We start from the raw sequence: 24,985 nt of genomic DNA on the forward strand, positions 1-24,985 counted from the left end.
GGGCTGCTCGCCGCCCACGGCGTCCCCGAGCAGGCGCGCCGGCGCGTCCTGGGCGGATTCGGCGGCGCCGGGCCCTGGGCCGCGATCGACCCCGGGATCTGGGTCAAGCGCTTCCCCTTCTGCTCCGCGGCCATGTCCGCCGCCGACGCGGCCGAGGAGCTCGCCGCCCGGCTGCGGACGGAGTCCCCGAGCGCCGAGCCTCCGGGCGCGGCGGGCCGGGCACCGATCGCAGCGGACGGCCCGTCGCAGCGCCTGGACCGGATCGCCGCGGTGCGGATCCGCATGCGCCCCGGCGCCGACGCGGCCCTCATCCACACCGATCCCGAGACCGGGGAGCAGGCGCGGTTCAGCGTCGAGGCGATCGTCGCGCTCGTGCTGCTGGGCCTCACCCCCGACATCGCGCAGCTCTCTCCCCGGTCCCTGGATGCGCGGGTGCGCGCGCTGGTGGCCCGCAGCCGCCGCGAGCACGTCCCCGCGCCCGCGAGGCCGGACGGGCGGCGTGACTTCTGGGCGCAGGTCGAGGTGCGCCTCGTCGGTGGCGACGTGCTGCAGGCGCAGGTCGAGCGCCCGTTCGGCTCTCCGGACCGGCCGCTGCCGATCGCCGCGGTCGAGGCGAAGCTCGCCTCCGCGACCGGCGATGCCGTGCGGGCCCGCGCGATCCTCGACCTCCTCGGCATCGGCCCTGCGGCCCCGGCCCGATATGGTGCGGAGCAGGACGCCCGCCCCGCCGCGCCCGGGAGCGTGCACGAGCTCGCGGCGCTGCTGCGGGATCCGCCCGCCGGGGCCGACCCCTCGGGCACCGCGGACCCGCTCCCGCCGGGACCGCCGCCTGATCGCCCCGGCCCCGCCTGACCGCCCCGCCCATGACCACCACCCCGCCCCCGACGGAAGGATCCCCGGTGACCATCGCCGCCCCCACCGCTGAGCAGCTCGCTCTCGTCCAGGACGAGGCCGTGCGCATCACGCGCGACCTGATCCGCATCGACTCGACCAACTTCGGCGGGCACGACCCGGCGACCTGGGGGCCGGGGGAGCGGGAGGCCGCGGAGTACGTGGTCGCCCAGCTCGAGGAGGTCGGCCTCGCCCCCGAGATCCTCGAGTCCGCGCCCGGACGCGCCAACGTCGTCGTCCGCATCCCCGGCGAGGACCGCGAGCGCGGGGGCCTGGTCATCCACGGCCACCTCGACGTGGTCCCCGCCCAGGCGGAGGACTGGACGCGGGACCCCTTCGGCGCGGAGATCGTCGACGGCGTGCTCTACGGTCGCGGCGCCGTGGACATGAAGGACATGGACGGCATGATCCTCGCCGTGGTCCGGCACATCGCCCGCACCGGCCAGGTGCCGCCGCGCGACCTGGTCATCGTCATGTTCGCCGACGAAGAGGCCGGTGGGACCTACGGATCCCGCTGGATGATCGAGCATCGACCCGACGTGTTCGAGGGGTGCACCGAGGCGATCAGCGAGGTCGGCGGGTACTCGATCACCCTGCCGCGGAAGGACGGCGGGCAGGACGTCCGCGCCTACCTGCTGCAGACGGCCGAGAAGGGCTACGCCTGGCTGCGCCTGCGCGCCACCGGCCGCGCCGGCCACGGCTCCGTGCCCAACGACGAGAACGCGATCGTGCGCCTGTCCCGCGCCGTCGCCGCGATCGACGACCACGTCTTCCCCCGCGAGTACGTCGCCAGCGTGCGCACCCTCTTCGACCGGGTCGGCGAGATCACCGGCGAGACCTGGGACGAGTCCGACGTCGACTCCTTCCTGCCGCTGCTGGGCGGGGCCCGCCAGTTCGTCTCCGGAACCCTCGCCGACAGCGCCAACGTCACCACCTTCCACGCCGGGTACAAGGGCAACGTCATCCCGGGCCTCGCGGAGGCGGAGCTGGACTGCCGCTTCCTGCCCGGCCATCAGGAGGATCTGCTGGCCCTCATCGACGAGCTCTCCGGCGAGCACGTCGAGGTCATCATCGACAAGATCGGCATCTCCCTGGACGCCCCGCACGACACCCCCTTCGTCGAGGCCATGCACCGCTCGATCCTCGCCGAGGACCCGGGCGCCGAGCTCGTCCCCTACTGCCTGAGCGCCGGCACCGACAACAAGCAGCTCGCCCAGATCGGCATCGACGGCTACGGCTTCGCGCCTCTGCAGCTGCCCGCCGACCTCGACTTCGCCCCGCTGTTCCACGGCGTCGACGAGCGCGTCCCCGTCGACGCGATCCGCTTCGGGGCCCGGGTGCTGCTGCGGCTCGTGCAGGACTGCTGAGGCGCTGTCGCGCCGGTCCCGCGGCCGATGGAGGGTCCGGATCGCCGAGAGCGGGAGATCAGAGGATCCGCACTGCCCGCGTGACGTCGGCGGAGCGCAGCTCGCGGACGGTGGCCTGGAGAGCCCTGCCCGCCTGCCACGTCGACGGGTCGAAGATCGCCTCCCAGGAGGACTCGAGCTCGGTCCGGAGGGCTCTGGGCCACCGCTCGAGAGGCTCGGATCTGAACTCGTCGGCGCGTTCCTCGAAATCTGCGCCGAGGCGCTCCCACCGAGCCTCCCACGCGGCGTCGGACATGCCGGGTTCGACGGGGACGTGCAGATACTGGTTGAGCACAGCGTGCCAGTCGGAGAACTCGCTGATCAGCGTCCTCTCCGGAGCGATCGTCACGGTCAGGAGCACGTCTCCGCGGGTTCGCCGGGCGCAGGTGCGCAGCTGCCGGTGCGAGGTGCTCGCCCAGAGCCACAGCATCCCGCCGGCGTGCCCCGGGATCATGCGATCGTCCATCTGACGCTGCATCCAGGAGTACGCATCCTGGAACAGCGGTTCCCCTCTGGACGCTTCGCCGATCAGCCGGCCGTCGCGCACCAGAGTGCTGTACGCCTCTCGCGTCTGGATCGTGTGCAGGCGCAGCGATGCAGCGCCGATGTCCGTCGCGATGCGTCGCGGTGGGGCGAGGAACCACGGACGCCGAGGGAGCTCGTCGTACGGGCGCGGCCCGGATGCTGCGGCAGGCGTTCGGAGGATCATGGCCCCGATCATCGCGGCACGTCCGGACGGACGATGAGGGCGCCCGCCCGGGACAGCCCGCCCCGATGGCTGGTCGGCGTGGGGGCGTCGTGATGATCTGTGTGGATCTGCGCCCCGTCCCTTGGACTCTCTAGATATCGCCCAACCTCTTCCGTCCTTCGTTCGGCACATCCCCGCACATCCTCGCCGGCCGTGACACCCTCGTGAACGGGTTCGAGGACACGTTCGACGGCCTCCTGGACCCGACAGGGCTGACAGTGCTTCCGCGGGCCAGCGCAGTGTGGGGAAAGACTGTGCTGCTGGACGCCTATGCCCATGCCGCACGAGCCGCAGGATGGCTCGTCATCAGCGATTCCTCGAGCCAAGGGCTGCTCGGCCATCCCGGCGCGACGTTCCTGCGTCGCACTGAGCACCGCGTCATCGGTCTCGTCTCCCGCAGGGATGTCCGGGCAGGCCTGGCTCAGACCATCGCCGACGGTGACCGTGAGATCGACCTGCGCACCGTGGACCGCGCCGCCGATGCCGTCGCCGGTTACCCCTTCATGATCCAGCTCGTCAGTTACTACACCGTCAAGAACGCCGCACCGACAGGCCCCATCGACACCACCGCTGTCGACGCGGGTGTCGCAGCGGCTCGCCGTCGACTCGGCAGGCTCGTCCACGCCGCCGCCCTGCGGCCCCTGTCCGATGTCGACCGCGCCTACCTCCTTGCGATGGCTCAGGACGATGGCCCCTTGCGTACCGGTGAGATCGCCGCACGCATGGGAATCAGCGCCAAGCATGCCGGCCAGTACCGTCGACGTCTCATCCGCGATGGCATCATCGAGCCCGCGGGCCATGGCCTGGTCCGCTTCGCCATCCCCTATCCGCGCCGGCGGGGGCGGTCGATGGCGCGAAGAGCCGACCGGCGGCCTGCGCGACAGACGAATACGACCTTCCTCATCGCCACCAACGGCGCGGTCACGGACCGGTGTCGCGCTCCCTGGGACCGGGCAGATGCCGCCCCTGCCCGGTTCGGCGATGTCTCATCTCGTCGACCGCCTGGACGGATTGGCGTCCAGTGCTCGAATGTCGGCCCTCGCCGGCATGATCCTCGACATGGATGATGACGCAGCAGGAGACGTGCTGGTAGCCCCGGAGATCGATCCGGAGGGCAGCGATGAGATGGATGTGCTGCGGTACTTCCGCGCGACGTCCCCCTGCTCTCGTTCGATGACGATTCCCGACGGGAGCTAGGGCTGTTCACCGGGTGGATCGGGTGGAGAGCGATAGCTGAGCCGCTTGCCGAGGCGGGGGACTCCTGAGCGCGGACTCGTCGTACATCGCATGGATCGCGGAGCGCCTCCTCGACGACCAGGACGTCCTCGGCGATCTGATTGAGGACGTCATCCTCCTCGATCGGATCTGGATCGACCCCGAGCACCGGGGCCAGAGGCACCTCCGAGCCATGACTGATGCTCTGGTGCGCCCGCTGCGGATGCACGTTGCAGGCTGCCTCGTCGTCACCCATCCGGTGCCGCAGCGGCCGGAGGGCGGCCCCTATCCGCCCGGTGCCCGCAGGGACGTCGCGACGAACGGACTGCGGCGTGTCCTTCGGGAAGCAGGGTTGGGCGACCTCGACGAGGAGGAGGCAATGGCGCTGGCGATCGGATCGGAACCGGCGTGATGGTGACCCCTCGATGACCGGAGCCGCCAGGGACACAGGGAAAGCCGCCGGGCTCAGCCGAGCTCCGTCGACTCGCGGATCACGAGCCGCGGCGCGATGTGCTCCGCGCCGCGTCGGGGCCTGCCGTCGATCGCTTCGAGCAGGCGCTGTGCGGCGGTCCGGCCGAGCTCCTGGAGGTTGGTGTCGACGCTGGTCAGGGAGGGGCGGGCACCATCGGCGATGAGCTCCCAGTTGTCGATGCCGACGACGGCGACATCATCGGGCACGGAACGGCCCAGCTCGCGCAAGGAGTCCATGACACCGCGGGCGATCAGATCGCTGCCGCACATGATGCCGTCGATGTCCGGATGCTCGCGCAGCAGCAGATGCGTCGCGTGTCGCCCCCACTGTTCCGTCCACTCCCCGCCGAGCGGTGAGCGCACCGGCTCGAGACCCGCGGCGGCCAGCGCGGCCAGATGCCCGCGCACACGCTGATGGGCCGCGAGGAAGCGTTCCGGACCGGTGATCGCGGCGATGCGACGGCGTCCGGTGTCGATGAGATGCTCAGTGGCGAGCTCGCCGGTGCGGACATCGTCGATCAGGACGCTCGTGGCGTGCGGCTCGGTCGAGGGAGCGTGGGCGTAGACGACCGGCATCCCGCGAGGGACTTCGAGAGGCGGTCTCGGGTTGGAGCTGCGCCCGGTGACGATGAAGCCGTCGACACGACGTCGCTGCAGCACGTCGATGTAGTGGCGCTCCCGGATCGGGTCGTCGCGGCTGTCGCACAGGAACACGGAGATCCGGCCCGCGCCGAGCGCGTCCTCCGCCCCCAGCATCACCGGGACGCTGAACCGGCCGAAGCTGTCCGTCGTGATCATGCCGACGGTGAAACTGCGCCGCTCGAACACGCTGCGGGCGAGATCGTTGGGGCGGTAGTCGAGCTCCTCCGCGGTCGCGAGCACGCGGGCTCGCGTCGCGGGGCTGATGCTGCCGGTGCCGTTGATGGCCTTGGAGACCGTGCCGGGGGAGACTCCGGCTGCTCGGGCCACGTCGCGCACCGTCGTGCTGCGGGTCTCCTCCATGCGCTCCGCCCTTCTCGAGGAGTTCCGGTGTTTCTTCCGGGTGCACGGAAGCATGCCTGCTAAACGCCTTGAAAATCAAGCATGAGGAAACAAGAGAGCAAATGAGGAAACATGTTGCCCCGGCTCGGAAGGTCGTGTCAGCATGGGATCACGTCGCCACCGCAGGCGACCGTCGCGGCTCCCGCGACCCGCAGGTGCAGGCCCGCCCGGGTTGGTGCTGCATCGGTCCCACAGGGCCGGAGCACCCGCGCGCCGCGTCCGAGGACCAGCTCGGATCCGCACGCCGCACGCACCTCCGCACGTCACCGCACGTCCTGCATTCCCGCACGTCCTGCATTCCCGCCGGCCCGCCTCGGCGGCGGCCTCTGCGCCAGAGCACCTCCGTCAGGGCCGCGTGCCCCCGGCCACGTCCTGACCCTCCCGTCGCCCCGTCCCACCACGAACGAGGTCCCCTTCATGTCCGACCAGACCCGCACGCTCCCGGCCAGGCCAGACCGGGCTCACCGTCCTGCCGTCTCCTCCCGCGCGATCGGCGCGGGGCCTGTGGCCCCGATAGCCTCCACGACGCTCCAGCCCCTCCCGCTCACGGCGATCCGACTTCACGACGGCTTCCTCGCCCGGCTCCAGCAGGACAACGGCGCCACCTCGATTCCCCGCGGACACGAGCATCTCGAGGAGCAGCAGGCCTGGGTCAACTTCGAGAACGCCGCGGCCCGCCTGACCGCGGCCGAGCACCATGGCCCCGTCTTCGAGGACGGCGAGGCCTTCAAATGGCTCGAGGCCGTGGCCTGGGAAGAGGGGCGCGCCCCGGACGACGCCCAGATGCAGTGGCTCGCCCGCTACAGCGCCCTCGCCGCTCGCGCTCAGGCTGACGACGGCTACCTCTCGACCTTCAACCAGGCTGCGGGCAGACGGGAGCGCTGGGAGTGGATCTCCTACGACCACGAGATCTTCAACATGGCCACGATGATCCAGGCCGCCGTCGCCCAGCACCGGACCACCGGGCGCGAGGAGCTGCTGGACGTGGCCCGGCGGGCCGCCGATCACCTCGACGCGGTCTTCGGCTGGGCGGAGCAGGGCAAGCGCCAGGAGGCCTGCGGTCACCCCCTGATCGAGATGGCCCTGGTCGAGCTGTTCCGCAGCACCCAGGAGCCGCGATACCTCGAGCTCGCCCGCTATTTCGTCGACATGCGCGGCCATGCCACCCTCACCGATCCGACCTGGCAGGGCTGGACCCCCGTGTACTTCAGCGACCGCGTGCCGGTGCGGGAGGCGACGACCCTCGAGGGGCATGCCGTCCGCGCCGTCTACCTCGCGTCCGGCGCGACCGACGTCGCGATCGAGACCGGGGACGCGGAGCTCCTGGAGACCCTGCGCGGGCAATGGGACGCGATGGTCGGCTCGAAGATGTATCTGAACGGCAGCCTCGGCGCCCGCTGGGAGGGGGAAGCTTTCGGGGACCCCTACGAGCTGCCCAGCGACCGCGGCTACGGCGAGACCTGCGCGGCGATCGCCTCCATCCAGTGGTCCTGGCGCCTGCTGCTGGCCACTGGGGAGGCGAAGTACGCCGATCTCATCGAGCGTCAGCTGTACAACGCCGTCCTGTCCGGTGTCTCCCAGGACGGGGACCGCTACTTCTACGTCAACCCGTTGCAGGTGCGGGAGGGTGCCGTCGCCTACGACGACCGCATGGGCGCCGCCGGTCGGCAGCGATGGTTCGGCTGCTCCTGCTGCCCGACCAACCTCATGCGCACGGTCGCGACAATCCACCATCTCGCCGTGACGGCCCGCGGTGAGGACCTGCAGATCCACCAGTACGCCGATGGAGAGATCGAGGCGGGAGGCCTCCGCCTGCGGATGCGCTCGCACTACCCCTGGGACGGAGCGATCCGCCTCGAGGTGCTCGCGGCCGATGATCGCGAGCGCGAGATCTCCCTGCGCATCCCCGGCTGGGCCGGGGGAGCGGGCCTGCGGGTCATCCCCGCCGGCGGCGACACCGAGGAGCATCCCACCGAGCCCGGCAGCTACGCCGGGATCCGCCGCGGCTGGCGCGCGGGGGACCGGATCGAGCTCGACCTGCCGATGGCACCGCGGCTCGTGCGCGGACACCGTCGCGTGGACGCGGTCCGCGGCTCCCTCGCGATCGAGCGGGGCCCGCTCGTCTATGCCCTCGAGCACGTCGACCAGCCCGAGGGCCTGCGCCTGGACGACGTCGCCCTCGCCCGGCCTGTTCCCGCGGATGATGCCGCTGCCACGGGAACCGCCGTCGGCGCCTGCTTCGCGGCGGGCGCCGGATCGAGCATCGGCCTCAGGGACCGGACCGCGCAGGTCGACGGTCTCGGCGAGATCCCCGTGATCGACGTGCCCGTGATCATGCCGGGCGAGTCCCAGGAGCAGATCGCCTGCGCCATCCCGTACTTCCTCTGGGCCAACCGCGCCCTGGGCCCGATGCGGGTCTGGATCCCTGCGGCGCTCACCGCCTCCTCTGCCACCGCGATCGAGAAGGAGCACTGACATGCCAATCACCGCACCTGCCCCGCACTTCCTCGGCGAGGGCCGGATCGAGGTGCGTGAGCACACCTACCGTGATCCGGGGCCCGGGGAGATGCGCGTGCGCATCGGCGCCAACGCCTTGTGCGGCACCGACCGCCACGAGTACCACCAGGGCAGCCCCATCGTCCCGGGGCACGAGGCCGCCGGCGTCGTCGAGTCCGTCGGCGAGGGCGTGGCGATGCCCGTCGGAACCCGGGGCGCCATCTACCTGATGGACTTCTGCGGCGCCTGCCGCGCTTGCCGAATCGGCGCGACCAACCAGTGCCACGCGAAGCGGCAGGACGTCGGGCAGAGCAGCGACGGCGGCTACGGCCCCTACGCGATCGTCCACGCGACCCACTTCTTCCCGATCCCGGACGAGATCCGGCTGGACGCGGCCACCATGCTGCTGGACGTCATGGGGACCTCCACCCACGCCCTGCGTCGGGCCGAGCTCGTGCGCGAGGACATCGGCTCCGTGCTGATCGGAGGGGCGGGGCCCATCGGCCTGGGCCTGCTGACGATGGCCCGGCTGCGCTGGGGGACGGAGGTGCCGATCACCGTCACCGACATCAGCCCGTGGCGCCGCGAATTCGCCGAGACCCTGGGGGCGCGCGCGATCGACCCCTCCGATGAGGACGCCGTGCGCGCATCGGTCCCCGATATCGCCTTCGACTCGACGGGGCGGACGGTGGCGCGGGAGCTCGCGCTGCGCTCCCTGACCAAGCGCGGCGCCCTCGTCTGCGTAGGCCACGGAGAGGGCATCGCGATCGACGTCTCCCGCGACCTCATCGCCCCCGAGCGGGCCGTTCTGGGCAGCGAGTACTTCCGCTTCGATGAGATGCCGCACAACCTCGAGGTCCTGCGCGCCCACCAGGAGGAGATCTCCCGGATCATCACCCACCGCCTGCCCGTAGAGCGCTTGCCCGAGGCTTTCGAGCTGTTCCTCGGCGGGGAGACCGGCAAGGTCGTCGTCACCCAGGAGGGCGTCCGATGAGCGCGCCGCGGCTGCGGGTCGCCGTCGTCGGCGCCGGGGAGTGGGGACGGCAGCACACGCGTGTGTTCTCCTCCCGCCCGGACACCGAGCTCGTCGCCGTCGTCGGACGCACGCCGGCGCGCACCCGGAGGCGTGCCGCCGAGCTGGGCGTGCCCGCGTATACGGACCTCGAGCGCATGCTCACGGAAACCTCCCCGGATCTGGTCACCGTGTGCCTGCCCAATGAGGGCCACTTCGCACCGACGCTCGCCCTGCTCGGGGCGGGCGTGCCGCTCCTGGTCGAGAAACCGCTGGTCTTCGACCTCGACGAGGCGGACCAGCTGCTCGCCCAGGCGGAGCGCACCTGCCCGTTCTTCGCGATCCACCTCAACCATCGCTATGCCGAGCCCGTGCAGCGGGCCCGGGTGGCGATCGAGGCCGGAGAGCTGGGCCGGCTCATGCACGCGACCTGGCGGTTCGGAGGGGAAGCCAACCAGGGCACCTCCGCGCACGCGAACCTCGTCGAGACCCAGTGCCACGGCTTCGACATGCTCGAGCACCTCATGGGGCCGATCATTGCGGTCTCCGCGCACATGAGCGATGTGAGTTACGGCGACTACAGCACCCTCGCGATCGCGCTCACCTTCGCCTCCGGCGCGGTCGGGACGATGCTCGGCACCTACGACAGCTCCTACGCCTACCCCGACAGCCAGCTCGTGGAGATCGGCGGCACCACCGGCCGCCTCGCCATCCATGACACGGTGCGGCGCCTGGAGATCTCGCATGCGGGCGACGCCGAGCGCCGCGTGTGGGAGGCCGGCTACTTCGACGACGAGGCGCGCTCCTTCCACACCACCATGGACCGCTACGTCGAGGACATGCTCGCTGCTCTGCGGGCCGGTGCCTCGCCGCCCGTCCCGGCACAGGCCGGGCGACGTGCGCTCGAACTCGCCCATGCCTGCATCCGCTCCTTCGAGAGCGGGCTGCGCGTGGACGTGCCGCCGTCTCGCTCCTGACACCGCCGCGCCCCGCATCGCCGGTCCCCGTCCCCTTCGGATCCCCCCGGCACCAATCCCCGGCCCCTCCTCCGCAGCACCGCATAGCAGCAGCACCGCGTCACCGCAGCATCGGAGCCCCTGCTCCAGCCCGGCCGCCCGGCCGGATCGTCGCCGACTCAAGGAAGAGCGCCATGCACCGCAGCCTGATCCACCGACCCACCCGCCGTCGCGCCCTCGCCCTCGGGGGCATGAGCGCCGCCGCCCTCGCCGCCCTGCCCGCCCTGAGCGCCTGCAGCGGCTCCGGGCCCACCCTCGAGTACATGTTCTGGGGATCCACGGGCGAGCAGGAGGCCGTCGAGACGATGCTCGCCTCCTTCCAGGAGACCCAGGAGGATCTGAGCGTCAAGCCCCTGTACACGCCCTCGGACTACGACACGAAGCTCAACGCCCTCGTCGCCTCGAAGCGGATGCCGGATGTCGCCTACATCCAGAACATGATGGCGTACCGCCTCGCCGAGGAGGGCAACCTCCTGGACCTCTCCCAGTACTTCGAGACGTACCCGGGAATCGCGGACCGCCTGCCCGCCGCCTTCTCCTTCTGGGACGAGGAGCACACCTTCGGTACTCCGGCTGCGCTCGAGATCATGTGCCTGTTCAGCAACAAGGCCGCCTTCGCCGATGCCGGGATCGACCTTCCGCCGGTCACCGCCGATTCCGCCTGGACCTGGGACGACTTCGTCTCCGCAGCGATCGCGATGACCAAGGATCAATCCGGTCGCGGCCCCGACGAGAACGGTTTCGACCCCGCGAGCATCGCCCGCTTCGGTACGCGCGCCCCCACGTGGTCCGGCGCCTGGTACGGGCTGCTGCTGTCCGCAGGTGTCGACGTCGTCGACGAGTCGGGCACCACCACGATGCTCAACAGCGCCGAGGCCGTCGCGGTGTTCCAGGGGATCGTCGACCTCATGCATGTGCACCGCGCGGCCCCGTCGCCGACCCAGCTGGGCAACAACGCTCCCGGCGTCGTCAACGAGCTCGCCGCGGACCGGCTGGGCATGGCCATCGACGGACAGTGGACCCTGCTGGACATCTCGTCCGCGGATTTCGAATTCGGCATCGGCGTGCTGCCCAGCTGGGGCGCACCGACCACCGCGTCGATGGGCGGAGCGATCGGGATCTCGGCCACCACCGAGCACCTCGACGCCGCGCTGGACCTCTATGTGTACCAGTCCCAGCCGGAGCAGGTGGGCCTGTTTGCCTCGGGTCTGTGGATGCCGGTCGAGGAGAAGTACTACACGGACCCGGAGCTGCTCGCGCTGTGGACCGACAACGACGCCCACCCGGAGGAGTACAGGACCGCGGTCGTGGACTACACGCTCGGGAACTCGACCCGCTACTTCGCCGAGCGGATGAAGAACTTCGAGGCCATCGACAAGCTCCTCACCCCTGCGATCGAGAGGATCCAGACCGGGGAGGAGAAGGTCCAGGACGTCATGAACGAGCTCGCCGAGACTCTCAACGACGGCGTCCTCCAAGGCTTCTACCCCAACCCCCTGCTGGACGCCTCATGAGCGCATCGGCCCTTCCCACCCCTGGAGGACCCGCGAGCCCGGCACCCGCCGGGGCGCGGGGCCGCCCGCGCACCCGGCGCGGCCGGTCGCTCTCGCGCACCGAGATGCGCTGGGGGATCCTCTTCGCGATGCCCGCGATCCTCGGCTTCCTCATCTTCACGATCGGTCCGATGGTCGCCTCGGCGTTCATCTCGCTGACCGACTGGACCGTCGGCGGCTCGCCGCGGTTCATCGGCCTCGGCAACTACACCGAGATGTCGCAGGACCCGTTGTTCTGGAAGTCCCTGGGGGTGACGACCTACTACACGCTCGCCGCCGTCCCGATCGGCCTGCTCATCGGATTCCTCGTGGCGATGCTCGTGAACGCCGGCTGGCGCTGGCAGTCGCTGTGGCGGACGATCTACTACCTCCCCACCCTCGTGCCCGCGGTCGCGAGCGCCGTCCTGTGGATCTGGATCTTCAACCCCGATTACGGCCTGTTCAACTCGCTGCTGCGCTCGGCCGGGCTGCCCACCTCGAGCTGGATCTATTCGGAGTCCACGGCGGTGCCCTCGCTCATCATCATGTCCACCTGGGGCTTCGGCAACGCGATGGTCATCTTCCTCGCGGGGCTGCAGGGCGTGCCCCGCCAGCTGTACGAGGCGGTCTCCATCGACGGCGGCGGCACCTGGGCGAGGTTCCGCCACGTGACGCTCCCGTTCATGACGCCGGTGATCTTCTACAACCTCGTCACCGGTGTCATCGGCACCTTCCAGGTCTTCAACCAGGCCTACATCATGACCAGCGGAGGCCCCAACAACTCGACGCTGTTCTACATCTACTACCTGTACACGAAGGCGTTCACCGACAGCGCGATGGGGTATGCGAGCGCGCTCGCCTGGGTGCTGTTCGTGATCATCCTGCTCATCACGGGCCTGCTGTTCCGCAACGCGCGCAGCTGGGTCTACTACGAGACCGGAGGAAGCCGATGAGCTCCGCCCTGCACCCGTCCGCGACCCGTCTGACCGATGCCGTGGACCCCGCGACAGCATCTCCCGCGGGCCACGGGCGCGGGGGCGGCGGCCGAGGCAGCTCCCGGTCCGCGGGGGCGTTGGCCAGTCGCGCCGCGATGTTCCTCGTGCTTGCCGCCGGGGCGCTCATCATGATCGCGCCGTTCGTGTGGCTCGTGCGCAGCGCCTTCATGACCGACACGCAGATCTTCATCAACCCGCCGGAGTGGATCCCGGATCCGGTGGCCTGGTCGAACATGCCGGAGGCGCTCACCGCCCGCCCGTTCCTGCGCTACTTCCTGAACACCATGGTGATCGAGGTGTTCGTGGTCACCGGGACCGTACTGACCTGTGCACTGACGGCCTTCAGCTTCGCGCGGCTGCGCTGGCGGGGCAGGAACGTCGTCTTCGGCCTGCTGCTGACCGGCGTCATGCTCCCCTACGCGGTCACGCTCATCCCGACGTTCATCATGTGGGGATCGCTCGGGGCGCTGGACACCTTCCTGCCGCTGACCGTGCCGGCCTGGTTCGCCGGCGCCGGGGGAGGGGTGTTCAACATCTTCCTCATGCGGCAGTTCTTCCTCACCATCCCCTACGAGCTGGACGAGGCCGCCTACATCGACGGCGCGAACCCCTGGCAGGTGTTCGCCCGCATCGTCATGCCGAACTCGAAGCCGGTGATCGTCGTGGTCGTCATCTTCACCTTCATCGGGGTGTGGAACGACTTCCTGGGTCCGCTGCTGTATCTCTCGAGCGACGAGAACTTCACCCTCGCGCTGGGCCTGCAGACCTTCCAGAGCACCTATACCGCGCAGTGGGGGCTGCTCATGGCGGCGTCCCTCGCGGTGATCCTGCCGATCGTCGTGCTGTTCTTCGTGCTGCAGCGCTACTTCGTCGAGGGCGTCACCCTGACCGGCATCAAGGGGTAGACGGGGGCGGGTGCGAACGGCCCACCCTCCCTCTAGGATCGACCGGACGACGATTCCCACGTGAGACCTCATCTGCTTCAGGAGCGACCGACGATGACGCTGCGCGCCAGCACCCATGACGGAACCCATCCCCGCCCCACCCTCATGCGCGAGGAGTGGACCTCCCTCGACGGCCCCTGGGGCTTCGCGCACGACGACGAGGGCGTCGGCCTCGCGCAGCGCTGGCACGAGCCTGCCGCGAGTGCCGGGATCGACCCCTTCGACCGCACCATCGAGGTGCCCTTCGTGCCCGAGTCGGAAGCCTCCGGCATCCACGACACGGGCTTCCATCCGATCGTCTGGTACCGCCGCACGATCACCGCATCGGCCGCCCCTGGCATGCGGGTCCTGCTGCACCTGGGGGCCGTCGATCACGAGGCGCACGTCTGGGTCGACGGACGCCTCGCCGGGCATCACGTGGGCGGGCAGACCGCCTTCACCTGCGACCTCACCGACCTGATGGATGCGGGGGAGGAGCACGTCGTGGTGGTCCGGGCCTTCGATGACCCGCATGATGCGGAGCTCCCCCGCGGCAAGCAGGACTGGGAGCAGGAGCCGCACGCGATCTGGTACCACCGCTCGACGGGGATCTGGCGCAGCGTCTGGCTCGAGACCGTGCCCGCCCAGCACGTCACCGGCTTCCACTGGGACGTCGACATGCCGCGCGCCCGCGTCGACGTGAGCGCGCGCCTCGCGCAGCGGCCCGTGCCCGGGACGACCGTGCGGATCGGCCTCGCGGTCGGGGACGAGGTGCTCGGCGCCGTCGAGGTCACGGCGATGGACACGCGCATCGAGGGCACCGTGGACATCCCGGCGATCCGCAACACCCAGGCCCGCGACCGCCTGCTGTGGCGGCCCGGGAACCCGGTGATCGTCGACGTCACCGTGCAGGTCCTGCACGACGGGGAGCTGGTCGACGAGGTCGCGAGCTACCTGGGCCTGCGCACCACGGGGATCGACCGCGGCTGGTTCCTGCTGAACGGCGAGCCGATGTTCGTCCGCTCCGTCCTCGAGCAGGGCTACTGGCCCTCCTCCCACCTCACCGCGCCGAGCCTCGCCGCCTACCGGGAGGAGGTCGAGCTGATCCTGGACCTCGGCTTCACCGCCGCCCGCATCCACCAGAAGGTCGAGGACCCCCGCTTCCTGTTCTGGGCGGACCGCCTGGGCCTGCTGATCTGGGGAGAGACCGCCAACGCGTACGCCTTCAGCCCCCGCGCCGCCGGGGCGATCACGCACGAGTGGACGGAGATCCTCGAGCAGGTGCGGGCGCATCCGAGCGTCGTCACCTGGGTGCCCGTCAACGAGTCCTGGGGCGTGCGGGACCTCGCCGACTCCGCGGCGCAGCGGGAGCTGACCATCGCGCTGACCGCCCTGACCCGGTCGATCGACCCGACGCGGCCCGTCGTCGCCAACGACGGCTACGAGATCACCGGCGGCGACGTCATCGCCCTGCACGACTACGACACCGATGCGGAGACCCTGCGGGCGCGCTATGCCGGCGAGGAGTCGACCGCGCGGGCGATCGCCTCGCGCGGCCCGCAGCGCCGCCGTCCGATCGACGACGGTGCGCAGGGTCTGCGGGAGGACGCCCCGGTGATGGTCACCGAGTTCGGAGGCATCGCGTACGCCGCCGAGGGCACCTGGGGGTATGCGACCGTCTCCTCGCCCGAGGAGTACGCCGAGAAGATCACGGGCCTGTTCGCCGCGCTCAACGGCAGCCCCGCGCTCGCCGGCCACTGCTACACGCAGCTGACCGACACCCTGCAGGAGGCCAACGGCCTCGCCACCGCCGACCGCACGCCGAAGCTCCCTGCGGAGCAGATCCGGGCGATCGTCACCGGCCGCGGCTGAGGTCGATCGATCGTCGTGGTCGGCACGGGCGGAATCCGCTGTCGTCCCCGCGACGAGATCATCGATCTCGTCCGGGCCGTGGAGCTGAGACGACAGCGGATTCTCGGGCGCCGCACCTCTCAGGACTGCGGCGCATCCACCCACTGCACGAGCTGGTAGACGACCCCGTTCGGGTCGGCCGTCTGGAAGAAGCGCTCGCCCCATGGCTCGGTCTGCAGCGGGGTGATGATCGGCGCGCCCTCCGCGGTGAACCGGTCGTGCTCGGCGTCGATGTCCTCGACGGTGAACACGACCAGGAGGCCGTCGGCGCTGCCCGCGGCGGCGGCCGGCTGGAAGGACTCGAGCCCGGTGCGCAGGTAGATGAGGTGGAAGCCCGCATCCGGGCGGGACAGGGAGACGAAGCCGTCGGCGGACATGGCCTCGACGAAGCCGAAGTGGCGGCGGACGAAGTCCGCGGAGGCGGCGACGTCGGGGACGTTCAGGGAGAGGGCGGAGGCGGTGATCTGCATGGAGGGGTCCTTCCGGTCCGGTCGGCCGTCCGGGCGGGGCGGCCGATGGACACCGTACACTGTACGGCGTACGATGTACAACGCTTCTGTGCGAGGATCATTCCCATGACGGACGAACCCGCCGCTCGCGCTCCCGGATCAGAGGCCGGTCGCAGCACCGGGACCGGTGATCCGAGCCGCACCCTCGCCCTGCTCTGGGGCCTCGCCCCGCAGCCCGCCCGACGCCGCGGCCCCGCCCGCTCCCTCACCCCGGAGCAGATCACCGATGCCGCCCTCGTCCTCGCCGACGATGCCGCGGCCGCAGGCGCCGACGGCCTCGCCGCCGTCACCATGCGCGAGCTCGCCCAGCGCCTCGGCGTCGCCCCCATGTCCCTGTACACCTACGTCCCCGGCAAGCCCGAGCTGCTGGACCTCATGGTCGACGCCCTCCACGCCCGCATGCCGCGGGAACCGTGGCCGGACGGCGGCTCCCCCTGGCGGGAGCGTCTCACAACGGTCGCCCAGGACAACCGGGCACTGCTGCGCGGGCATCCCTGGCTCACCGAGGTCGCCGCGCTCAGCCGTCCTCCGCTGGGCCCGGGGACGATGGCGAAGTACGAGCACGAGCTCGCCGCCTTCGACGGCACCGGCCTCGCCGATGTCGACATCGACGCCGCCCTCGCCCACCTGCTGGGATTCGTCCAGTCCCACCTGCGCTCCGCCCATGACGCCGCCCGTGTCCGCACCGACACCGCGCTGAGCGATGCCGCCTGGTGGGAGGCGAACCAGCCCCTCCTCGAGCGCGCCCTCGACGCGGAGCGCTACCCGCGCGCGGTCCGGATCGGCGCCGCGGCGGGGCAGGCCCAGGGCAGCGCCTGGGATGCTGAGCGCGCCTGGGAGTTCGGTCTCGCGCGCACCCTCGACGGGCTCGGCGTGCTCATCGAGGGGCACACCGCCCGCTGATCGCGGCGGCGGCCTCTCGCCGCCCCTGGGACACCGAGCATGGAGCCAGCGGTCCGGCGAGGTCAGGACAGGGGCCAGCGCACGAGGCTCGCAGGCAGCTCGACCCGCTCCGGGTCCGCCGCGTCGAGCAGCATCTCCGCGGCCCGGCGGCCCGCGCCGGAGGCGGCGAGACGGACCGTGGGAAGCCGGGGGCTCGTCTCCACGGGGAGGGCGCCGTCGCAGCCCAGCACCATGACCTGCTCCGGGATGCGCAGCCCGCGTGCGGTGAGGGCGTCGAAGAGGCCGTGGGCGATCACGTCGTCGAAGGCGATGACCAGATCCCCGGCCGCGACCTCCAGGGCCTCGCCGATCCGGTGCGACTCGCGGTAGGTGCCGACCTCGCAGGAACTCACCGTCACGGGCACCCCGTGCTCCCGGCACGCCTCCTCGACGGCGGCGCGGCGCTCGCCCTGCGACCACGACCGATGCGGGCCGCCGACATAGGCCACGCGGCCGCCTGCGGCGAGACCGGCGGCTCCGTGCGCACGATGATCCGCGAAGTCCGCGATCGCCCGGCGCAGCTCCTCGCCGGCGGGCAGCAGGACGCGCGGCACTCCGGCGAGGTCACGGTTGACCAGGACGCTGCGCACGCGCTCGGTCGCGCCGCGCAGCGCGGTCTCGGACAGGCGCGAGCTCGCGATGATGAAGCCCTCGACCTGCCTCTCGAAGCGGCTGATCAGCGCCAGCTCGCGCTCGGGGTCGTTGTCCGACTCGCCGATGTAGACCGAGATCCCCCGGCGCTCGGCGACCCGCTGGGCGGCACGGATCATCGGCGGGAAGAAGGGGTTGGTGATGTCGGGGACCAGGAGGCCTATCACGCCGGGGCGGCCGGTCGACAGGGCCTGCGCGCTCCGGTTGGGGATGTAGCCCAGGTCCGCGGCCGTCGTCCGGACCAGCTCGACGGTCCGGGGGCTCAGCAGCTGGGGATGCGTGAAGGCTCGCGAGACCGTCGAGTGGGAGACGCCCAGCAGGCGGGCGATGTCCACGATCGTGGGCCGCTTCTCGCTCATCGGCTCTCCTCGAGCAGCTCGACCCCGATCGCGACCGCCGTCCGTTCGAGCCGCTCGGCGCTCCCCGCGGCGAAGGGGCCGGGCATCGCGTAGTAGCGGTGCGCATCGGCGACCTCGTAGCCGCCCTCGGGATAGGCCTCGGCAGGCGGCAGATAGCCGGGCACCCCGTCGGCGCAGCCCAGCACGATGATCCTCGCCCCCGGGCCCGTCGCCGCCCGGATGCCCTCCTCGATCCGCTCGGCGGAGCGGAGAAAGGGCTCGCCCGGGAGCGTCACGAGCAGGAGAGGGCCGATGCGCAGGGCTGTGACGCGGCCCTGCCAGGTGCGCCCGGGCGCGGGGTCCCCGAGCGCCGCATCGGCCCAGGCGATCCAGATGTCGAGCAGATGCGCCTCCGGGGCGGGTGCCCCGGGACGCCGGGCGACCCACCGGGAGCGGTCCTCGCGGATCTGTGCGGGGGAGGGCACGGCCAGCTCGAGACCGACGTCGCGGCTCCGCGCCCCCACGACCTCCTGGCCGCTCGCCGCGGTCAGCTCCTCGGCCGGGGCGGTGAGCGCCCTCGCCGCCAGCAGCTCGCCGATGCGCCGGGCCTCCTGCGGGCTGCGGGCGGCGCCTCCGTCCGCACGGTACGAGTCCTCGGCCCGATGGCCGGTGTTCAGATCCCCCGCGCAGCCGGGCACGAAGACCGCCGTTCCCCCGTCGGCCTCTTCGAGGGCGGATCGCAGGAACGCCGGGAAGTCCCCGGAGATCAGCCGGTTCGAGGCGTCCATGACCACGGGATGGCAGGCGAGGTGTGCCAGGCGCGCGATCACGGTCCCGGAGCGGTCCCGGGCCGTCAGCAGCGAGAGCGGAGGATCAGCAGGGATCCCTCGTCGACGGTCGTGCACCACGCCGAGGCCCGTGGCGCGGGCCAGCTCGAGCGTGCACGGGACGGTCGAGGCGAGCGCCCTCCGCCCGGCGCGCACCGCGGCGTCGACCACGGCCTGCTCGAGGCCCTCGTGCGCGGGTCCCACGCGCCCGCCGGCGCAGGCGGGGCCCGCATGGGTGTGGGTCGCGACGACCGTGCAGGAGGTCGCGGCCGAGCCGAGCCGCCGGCGGACCTCCTCGCAGCTCCGCTCGTGCAGCGCGCACACGTCCACGGCGATCAGCAGGGCGCCGCCGAGGGCCAGAGCGCGCGCGGTCGTCGGATCGAGGACTCCCTCGCTCGGCCCGGTGCGCGCGGCGAAGCCCGCCATCGGCGTGCCGATCGGGACGTCGACCACCTCGACGGCCGCCCCCACGGCGATCACGGCAGCGGCCTCCCGCCCCGGACGACGCCCTGGACCCGGCCCGCTCGGTCCAGGTGCACGAGGTCGGCCGCGGCGCCGACCCGGAGATCGCCGACGCGCGGGCGCTCACGGCCCTCGGGCCCCGCATGCCCGTCCGTCGCCGGCAGCAGCCCGCGGATGATCCGGCCGGGCGTCCGCGAGGCGAGGTCGAGGACCTCGTCGACGCCGAGTCCGGCATGCACGAGGACCTCGGCGCCTCCGGCGAGGTCCTTCGCCGCGCCGGCGAGCAGGGCGGTGCCGGCGTAGGAGAGCCGTCCCGTGGAGGAGAGCTCGACCTCGCCGCCGACCGGGGTGATGTAGGTCCCCGGGGTCGAGCCCGCGAGCTCGACGCAGTCCGAGACCAGATACGCCCGGCCCCGGCCGACGGCCTGCAGCATGCTGCGCAGCGCTGCCATCGGCAGATGGTGCCCGTCGGCGATGAATCCGCAGCTCAGGCGGGATTCCGCGAGCTGCTCCCAGATCGGGTTCGGGTGCCGCGGCAGCTGCGGGAAGATCCCGTTGCCGAGGTGGGTCGAGAGCTCGGCCCCGGCGTCGACGGCCGCCCGGATCTGCTCCGGCGAGGCATGGGTGTGCCCGATCGCCACGGCGGTCCCCGAGGCGACGATCCGCGCGATCTGCTGCGGGGCGTCGGCCCCGTGCGGGGAGAGCGTCACGTACCCGACGCGTCCGGCGCGCTGCCAGCGGGCCACCTCGGCGGCGTCCGCCGGGCGGATCTGCGCCGGGTCGTGGACGCCCCGCGGCCCGTCCTGTGCGGACAGGAACGGGCCCTCGACATGGGAGAAGGGGATGGCGGCAGCGGTCGCCGGGTCCATCGCGCAGGCCCTCTCGACCGCTCTCAGCGCGGCGATGATCCGCTCCTCCGAGGCGGTCACGACGGTCGGCACCCAGGAGGTGACCCCGCGCAGGGCGAGCGATCGCGCGATGGCGATGATGGCCTCGGGGGAGGGGTCCTCCGCGTTCACGTCGTGGCCGGCGAAGCCGTTGACCTGGAGGTCGACGAGCCCGGGGGCCAGGAGCGGGAGGTCCAGCGGCCGGTCCGTGCGGCGTCGGCGGATGCCCTGGATCCGGGCGTCCGCCTCGATCTCGAGCACGTCCCCGGTCGCCGGGTCGATGCCGTCGATGCGTCGGATCGTCATAGGTGCCGCACCCTTCCGCGGAAGCTGTCGATGAACCGTGCGTTGGCCTCGTCGCCTCCGGGCGCGTTGCCGCTGCGCCACATGGGCACCTCGGCGCCGTCGGCGGACAGCATCTCCAGAGCCGACATCATGATCCAGTTCAGCACGAATGCGCTCGCGAAGGTGGAGACCGCGCCGGTGCGCTCGGGAGCGCCCGCGATCTGCATGACGGCGTCGCCGATGGGCACCTTCGAGTCGATGTGGAGGTCCGTCACCTCATGGAGGCTGCGGCCGGAGGGATGGCGTGCGGGATGGTCCGCGGCCGTGCCCTCGCCGTGCTCGCGCGAGGAGATGCCGATGACCTCGACCCCGATCTCCCGGGCGCGCAGGGCGGCGTCGATGAGCGCGGCGTTGATGCCGTAGGCGTTCACGAGCAGCAGCAGATCGCCCTCGACGAGCCCCTGGTCATCGATCACGATCCGGCCGTATCCCGGGGTGCGCTCGATCGCCATCGAGCGCAGCGCGCCGCTCGAGAGGAGCGTTCCTTCGTCGAGGATCGCGGAGACGTGCATCAGCCCGCCGGCGCGGAAGAACACCTCCTGGCTGGCGAGGTTCGAGTGGCCGCCCGGTCCGTAGACGTGGATCAGGCGATCGGCGCGGATCCGCTCGGCGATGCGCCGCGCCGCGGAGTCGACGGGAGCGGCCTCCTCGTCGAGGATCCGCTGCTGGAGAGCGGTGATGCGCTCGAGGTAGAGACGGCCTGCTTCAGCGGACATCGGCCCCGGCCTCCCCGTCGACGTACAGGTGGGCATCGGGGTGCAGCTTCAGCGCCGTCCCGGGGACTCGGGGGTCGAGCCCGGAGCGGACGGTCGCCGTGACGGCGGTACGCTTCGCCGCGGTCGGCACCGAGGCGATCATGTGCCGTGCGTGCAGCAGACGGGGGACGGAGACCGTGATCGCTCGCTCCGGGACGGCGTCGAGGGTCGGGAAGTGCCCCTCGTCCCGCTGCTGACGGCGCGAGGTCATGTCCAGGGACACGACGAGGGCCCCGCGCGGGGTCGTGAAGTCGGCCGGGGGGTCGTTGAACGCGAGATGGGCGTTCACCCCGAGTCCCAGCAGGACCAGGTCGAAGGGCTCCTCGCCCATCTCCTGCTCGTAGGCGCGGGCCGCCTCCTCCGGGGCCAGGCCCTGCGTGGTGATCCGATGGAACCGCGGAGCCCCGGCCGTCGGGTCCATGACGTGGCGGGCGAGCCAGTTCCCGAAGCCCTGCGGCGCGTCCGGCGGAAGCCCGAGGTAGTCGTCCATGTGGAAGAGGTCGAGGCGGGAGAAGTCGAGATCCTCGGCGGCGACCAGGGCGGCGAGCGTCTGCGCCTGGCTCGGGGCGGCGGCGAGCATGACCCGTGCGCGCGGCCGCTCGGCGAGCGTCTCGCGCAGGAGACGGGCGGCGTGCGCGCCGGCGGCTCGGCCCAGGGCCTCCGGGCTCGTGAGGTGGTGGACGGCGAGGTCGTGCAGGGTCGGGGTCATCGGTGTCCTTCCGTGGAACGGGCTGGGGCGGGGGAGAGCCGGGAGAGGAGGAGCAGGGCGCGGGAGATGTGGAACGGGTCCTTGACCGGCAGGGCGACCACCTGGTCGAGCGGCCGCCCCTCCCGGTCCCGGATCTGGATCCACTCCCCGTGCTCGGGGTCGGGGAAGACGCGCAGGGTGTAGTCGCGCAGCCGATCGTGCCAGGCGGCGAGGGCATCGGATCCGGTGCGCCGGGCGAGCGCGGCCGTGGCGTAGAGGGCCTCGGAGTGCACCCACCAGAGCTTCGTGTCCCAGGTGCTGCGGACCAGCTCCTCGTAGGGCGGGACGGGGCGGGGGAGCTTCGCGGGCGACCCGCCGCGGGGCGGCCCGCCCATGCGGTCGGCATAGCGCAGAAGGCCGCCGTGCTCCTGGTCCCAGCCGATCCGGAGCGCCTCGAGGGCGAGCGCCTCGAGGACGGGATCGGCCGGGATCCGTGCGCCGGTCCGCTCCGCGTGCAGCAGCATCCAGAGCAGCTCGAGGAGGTGGCCGGGCGTGCGGTGCCGTGCGAGCAGCGACTCCGTGCGCGCGGGGTCATCGGGCCGCAGCTCCCACCAGGTCTCGCGGCCCACCAGAGCGGGGGCGTCCCCGGAGACGCCGGGGACCCCCAGGAGACGACGGCATGCCGCGTCCCGCACCGCGGTGACCCGCGCCGTCGTCTCCTCCGGTGCGGGGGTGCGCAGGAGCTCGGCGGCCGTGTGCAGCAGGTTCATCCATCCGGCGAGGGCCTCGTGCCCGGGCGGCACCGGGTAGGGGTCCGTCCGGGCGCTGCGGTCCTCGACCTTCCGCCGAGCGGTCTCGAGGATCCGCACGGCGACCTCGAGCTCCGGGATGCCCAGACGACCGATCCGGACGGTCGCGCCGATCCCGAGCGCCGCGAAGAGGTCGGCGAAGATGCTCGTGGAGAGGGAGCCGTCGCGCTCGTCGGGCAGAGGGATCCCGTCGCGGTCCGTGCGGAACGCGGTGCTCGCATCGGGCAGGACCGCGTGCGCGAGCAGGAACCGTGACGTCCCCTCCGACCGCTCGGCCCAGGCCGTCGCGGAGATGCCGAGCCGTGGGGCATCGGCCTCCTCCGCGAGCTCCGCCGCCAGCCACGCCCATCGTCCCTGGGACCACGTGTACTTGTCCGTGGACCGGAGGACGCCGCGGTTGTCGAAGCAGGTCAGGACGCCGCCGCGCGCGTCATCGGCCCCGTGCTCCACCCACCAGGGCAGGATCTCCGCGCTGAGGAGGCGACCCCAGACAGGCGCTGGCTCAGACATGCGCGCTCTCCTCCTGCGGGCGGGTCCCGTCGGAGCCGAGCGAGGCGATGAGCTCCTCGGACACCCGGGTGCCCTCCGGCTTCACGACGCCGATCACGACGAACAGGACCAGCGAGCAGAGCACCGGCGCCGCGACCGTGAAGGCCTGCGCGTTCTCGCCCAGGGAGGCGACCCATCCGGGCCAGACGTACTGGTTCAGGGCGAAGACGAGCAGACCCGCCGCCCACGAGAGGAGCGCGGCCGTCGGGCCGGAGCGGGTGAACCAGGGGAGCATGCCCAGCAGCATCGGGACGGCGATCGGGCCGACCAGTCCTCCGAACCAGGTGATGAGCAGGCCGAGGACGCCGCCGAAGGAGTCGGCGGTAAGCGCGAGGGCCATGGACAGGCCGATGAACAGGAACGTCGTCACGCGTGCCGCCATCAGCTCCTGCTTCTCAGGCAGGAGGCCGCGGCCGCGCCGCAGCGCCGGGATGATGTCGCGCACCACCACCGAGGAGATCGCATTCGCATCGGAGGCCGTCATGGCCATCGTGTGGGCGAACATCCCGGCCAGCACGAGGCCCACCAGCCCCGCGGGCAGGAGCGTCTGGGCGAGCAGGGCGTAGGACTGGTCGGACTGCGTCAGACCGGGCAGGAGGATGGGCGCCGCCCACATGGGGAAGAACAGGACGAGCGGCCAGATCAGGTAGAGGGCGCCGGAGAAGATCATCGAGCGCCGGGCCTCGCGGCCGTCGGGGGTGGAGATCATCCGCATGGCCAGGTTCCAGGTGCCGCCGTTGTACGAGAGCGTCGAGATGACGATGTAGGCGAGGAAGAACGGCACGGTCAGGGAGGCGTTGAACGGGTCCGCGTGACCGGCGGGCAGCTCCTTCCACATCGTGACCGGGGTGGCGAGGCCGTCCAGGCGCATCATCACCACGATCGCCATGGCGACGGCGGCGACGAGCTGGATGAGGAACTGCCCGAAGTCGGTGAGGACGTCGGCCCAGATGCCGCCGATGGTCGAGTACACGAGGGTCACGCCGCCCACGAGCAGGATGCCCCACAGGATCGGGATCCCCGCGAAGACCTGCAGCAGGATCGCCGAGGCGGCCCATTTCGCGGCGACGTCGAAGACCTTGAGCGCGGCCCCGGACCAGGCGAGCACCTGCTGGGTGGGGACGTCGAACCGGGTGGCGAGGTACTCGAGCGGGGAGACGATGCCCAGGCGCCTGCGCAGGCGGGGCCATCGCGGGGCGAACAGGAGCGCGCCGATGGTGCAGGCGATGGTGATGCTGAGGGCCCACCACACGTACACCGCGAACCCGACGTCGTACGCGAGCGCGGCGTAGCCGACGAAGACGGCCGCCGAGTATCCGGACATGTGATGGGAGATCCCCACCAGCCACCAGGGGAGCTTGCCGTCGGCCACGTAGAAGTCCTTGGCGCTCGAGATCCTGCGCTTCGACCAGATGCCGATGCCGACCATGACCAGGAAGTAGAGGCCCAGGACGGCCCAGTCCAGCGGTTCCATGCGACGTCGCTCCTTGCTGCGTGCCTGCGGGTGGGTGTCGAGCCGCGCCGCGGCGATGCGGCGAGCAGGCTCGGGACGGGCTGGCCCGTCAT

At 71.7% G+C, this 24,985-nt stretch carries 21 protein-coding genes and 1 pseudogene; 12 read left to right on the top strand and 10 right to left on the bottom strand.

Features of this window, described 5'->3' with window-relative positions:
* Together ACFFF6_RS11510 and ACFFF6_RS11515 are read left to right on the top strand one after the other, a co-directional pair.
* Positions 1-852, top strand: a pseudogene (locus tag ACFFF6_RS11510) (hypothetical protein); the annotation flags it as partial.
* 47 nt (positions 853-899) lie between these two features.
* Positions 900-2,258 (top strand): M20/M25/M40 family metallo-hydrolase, encoded by a 1,359-nt coding sequence (locus tag ACFFF6_RS11515; RefSeq protein ID WP_376980813.1) that lies wholly within the window; start codon positions 900-902, stop codon positions 2,256-2,258.
* A gap of 58 nt (positions 2,259-2,316) precedes the next feature.
* Here ACFFF6_RS11515 and ACFFF6_RS11520 read toward each other — a convergent pair whose 3' ends face one another.
* A complete protein-coding gene (locus tag ACFFF6_RS11520; protein ID WP_376980816.1) occupies positions 2,317-3,006 on the bottom strand; it encodes a DUF3841 domain-containing protein in 690 nt (229 codons plus the stop codon).
* Positions 3,007-3,299: 293 nt separating this feature from the next.
* Between ACFFF6_RS11520 and ACFFF6_RS11525 the strand changes: the two genes are divergently transcribed.
* Entirely contained in the window at positions 3,300-4,112 is an 813-nt protein-coding gene (locus ACFFF6_RS11525) for a DUF8462 domain-containing protein (protein ID WP_376980818.1), read from the top strand.
* A gap of 341 nt (positions 4,113-4,453) precedes the next feature.
* Positions 4,454-4,672, top strand: a complete 219-nt coding sequence (locus tag ACFFF6_RS11530; protein WP_376980820.1) for a hypothetical protein — start codon at positions 4,454-4,456, stop codon at positions 4,670-4,672.
* Between the two features lie 53 nt (positions 4,673-4,725).
* Here the strand turns inward: ACFFF6_RS11530 and ACFFF6_RS11535 are convergent, their stop codons facing one another.
* Positions 4,726-5,733, bottom strand: coding sequence for a LacI family DNA-binding transcriptional regulator (locus ACFFF6_RS11535; RefSeq protein ID WP_376980822.1), 1,008 nt, complete (start codon positions 5,731-5,733; stop codon positions 4,726-4,728).
* Between the two features lie 456 nt (positions 5,734-6,189).
* Here ACFFF6_RS11535 and ACFFF6_RS11540 point away from each other — a divergent pair, with 456 nt between their 5' ends.
* The 7 genes from ACFFF6_RS11540 (at position 6,190) to ACFFF6_RS11570 (ending at position 15,618) form a co-directional block, all read left to right on the top strand.
* Positions 6,190-8,247, top strand: a complete 2,058-nt coding sequence (locus tag ACFFF6_RS11540) for a glycoside hydrolase family 127 protein (RefSeq protein ID WP_376980824.1) — start codon at positions 6,190-6,192, stop codon at positions 8,245-8,247.
* Between the two features lies 1 nt (position 8,248).
* The gene (locus ACFFF6_RS11545; RefSeq protein WP_376980826.1) at positions 8,249-9,262 is read left to right on the top strand and encodes an alcohol dehydrogenase catalytic domain-containing protein; all 1,014 of its coding nucleotides are present in this window, start codon (positions 8,249-8,251) and stop codon (positions 9,260-9,262) included.
* Positions 9,259-10,257, top strand: coding sequence for a Gfo/Idh/MocA family protein (locus ACFFF6_RS11550; RefSeq protein WP_376980828.1), 999 nt, complete (start codon positions 9,259-9,261; stop codon positions 10,255-10,257). Before ACFFF6_RS11545 ends, ACFFF6_RS11550 begins: the two co-directional genes overlap by 4 nt.
* Positions 10,258-10,430: 173 nt before the next feature.
* Entirely contained in the window at positions 10,431-11,810 is a 1,380-nt protein-coding gene (locus ACFFF6_RS11555) for an extracellular solute-binding protein (RefSeq protein ID WP_376980830.1), read from the top strand.
* Entirely contained in the window at positions 11,807-12,781 is a 975-nt protein-coding gene (locus tag ACFFF6_RS11560) for a carbohydrate ABC transporter permease (protein ID WP_376980832.1), read from the top strand. Before ACFFF6_RS11555 ends, ACFFF6_RS11560 begins: the two co-directional genes overlap by 4 nt.
* Positions 12,778-13,728 carry a carbohydrate ABC transporter permease gene (locus ACFFF6_RS11565; RefSeq protein ID WP_376980835.1) on the top strand — a complete coding sequence of 317 codons (951 nt, stop codon included), beginning with the start codon at positions 12,778-12,780 and terminating at the stop codon, positions 13,726-13,728. The genes ACFFF6_RS11560 and ACFFF6_RS11565 overlap by 4 nt, the downstream gene beginning before the upstream one ends.
* A 93-nt stretch (positions 13,729-13,821) precedes the next feature.
* The gene (locus tag ACFFF6_RS11570) at positions 13,822-15,618 is read left to right on the top strand and encodes a glycoside hydrolase family 2 protein (RefSeq protein WP_376980837.1); all 1,797 of its coding nucleotides are present in this window, start codon (positions 13,822-13,824) and stop codon (positions 15,616-15,618) included.
* 119 nt (positions 15,619-15,737) lie between these two features.
* Here the strand turns inward: ACFFF6_RS11570 and ACFFF6_RS11575 are convergent, their stop codons facing one another.
* On the bottom strand, positions 15,738-16,127 hold the full coding sequence (locus ACFFF6_RS11575; protein ID WP_376980838.1) for a VOC family protein: 390 nt from the start codon (positions 16,125-16,127) through the stop codon (positions 15,738-15,740).
* A gap of 105 nt (positions 16,128-16,232) precedes the next feature.
* On the opposite strand from ACFFF6_RS11575, the gene ACFFF6_RS11580 reads away from it, so the two are divergent.
* Positions 16,233-17,069 (top strand): TetR/AcrR family transcriptional regulator C-terminal domain-containing protein, encoded by an 837-nt coding sequence (locus tag ACFFF6_RS11580; protein ID WP_376980840.1) that lies wholly within the window; start codon positions 16,233-16,235, stop codon positions 17,067-17,069.
* A 62-nt stretch (positions 17,070-17,131) separates the two neighbouring features.
* Here the strand turns inward: ACFFF6_RS11580 and ACFFF6_RS11585 are convergent, their stop codons facing one another.
* The 7 genes from ACFFF6_RS11585 to ACFFF6_RS11615 are packed head-to-tail and all read right to left on the bottom strand — an operon-like array spanning position 17,132 to position 24,893.
* Positions 17,132-18,118 (bottom strand): LacI family DNA-binding transcriptional regulator, encoded by a 987-nt coding sequence (locus ACFFF6_RS11585; RefSeq protein WP_376980842.1) that lies wholly within the window; start codon positions 18,116-18,118, stop codon positions 17,132-17,134.
* Positions 18,115-19,404, bottom strand: a complete 1,290-nt coding sequence (locus ACFFF6_RS11590) for a hypothetical protein (RefSeq protein ID WP_376980844.1) — start codon at positions 19,402-19,404, stop codon at positions 18,115-18,117. The genes ACFFF6_RS11585 and ACFFF6_RS11590 overlap by 4 nt, the downstream gene beginning before the upstream one ends.
* On the bottom strand, positions 19,401-20,579 hold the full coding sequence (locus ACFFF6_RS11595) for an N-acetylglucosamine-6-phosphate deacetylase (protein ID WP_376980846.1): 1,179 nt from the start codon (positions 20,577-20,579) through the stop codon (positions 19,401-19,403). Before ACFFF6_RS11595 ends, ACFFF6_RS11590 begins: the two co-directional genes overlap by 4 nt.
* Positions 20,576-21,334: a sugar isomerase domain-containing protein gene (locus ACFFF6_RS11600; RefSeq protein ID WP_376980848.1), complete on the bottom strand. Its 759-nt coding sequence runs from the start codon at positions 21,332-21,334 to the stop codon at positions 20,576-20,578. The genes ACFFF6_RS11595 and ACFFF6_RS11600 overlap by 4 nt, the downstream gene beginning before the upstream one ends.
* Positions 21,324-22,082, bottom strand: a complete 759-nt coding sequence (locus tag ACFFF6_RS11605; protein ID WP_376980850.1) for a 6-phosphogluconolactonase — start codon at positions 22,080-22,082, stop codon at positions 21,324-21,326. The genes ACFFF6_RS11600 and ACFFF6_RS11605 overlap by 11 nt, the downstream gene beginning before the upstream one ends.
* Positions 22,079-23,380 carry an AGE family epimerase/isomerase gene (locus ACFFF6_RS11610; protein ID WP_376980852.1) on the bottom strand — a complete coding sequence of 434 codons (1,302 nt, stop codon included), beginning with the start codon at positions 23,378-23,380 and terminating at the stop codon, positions 22,079-22,081. The genes ACFFF6_RS11605 and ACFFF6_RS11610 overlap by 4 nt, the downstream gene beginning before the upstream one ends.
* Positions 23,373-24,893: a sodium:solute symporter family protein gene (locus tag ACFFF6_RS11615; RefSeq protein WP_376980854.1), complete on the bottom strand. Its 1,521-nt coding sequence runs from the start codon at positions 24,891-24,893 to the stop codon at positions 23,373-23,375. Before ACFFF6_RS11615 ends, ACFFF6_RS11610 begins: the two co-directional genes overlap by 8 nt.
* Positions 24,894-24,985: the final 92 nt, after the last annotated feature.

This window comes from Brachybacterium hainanense (genome assembly GCF_042434575.1).
Lineage (GTDB): Bacteria > Actinomycetota > Actinomycetes > Actinomycetales > Dermabacteraceae > Brachybacterium > Brachybacterium hainanense.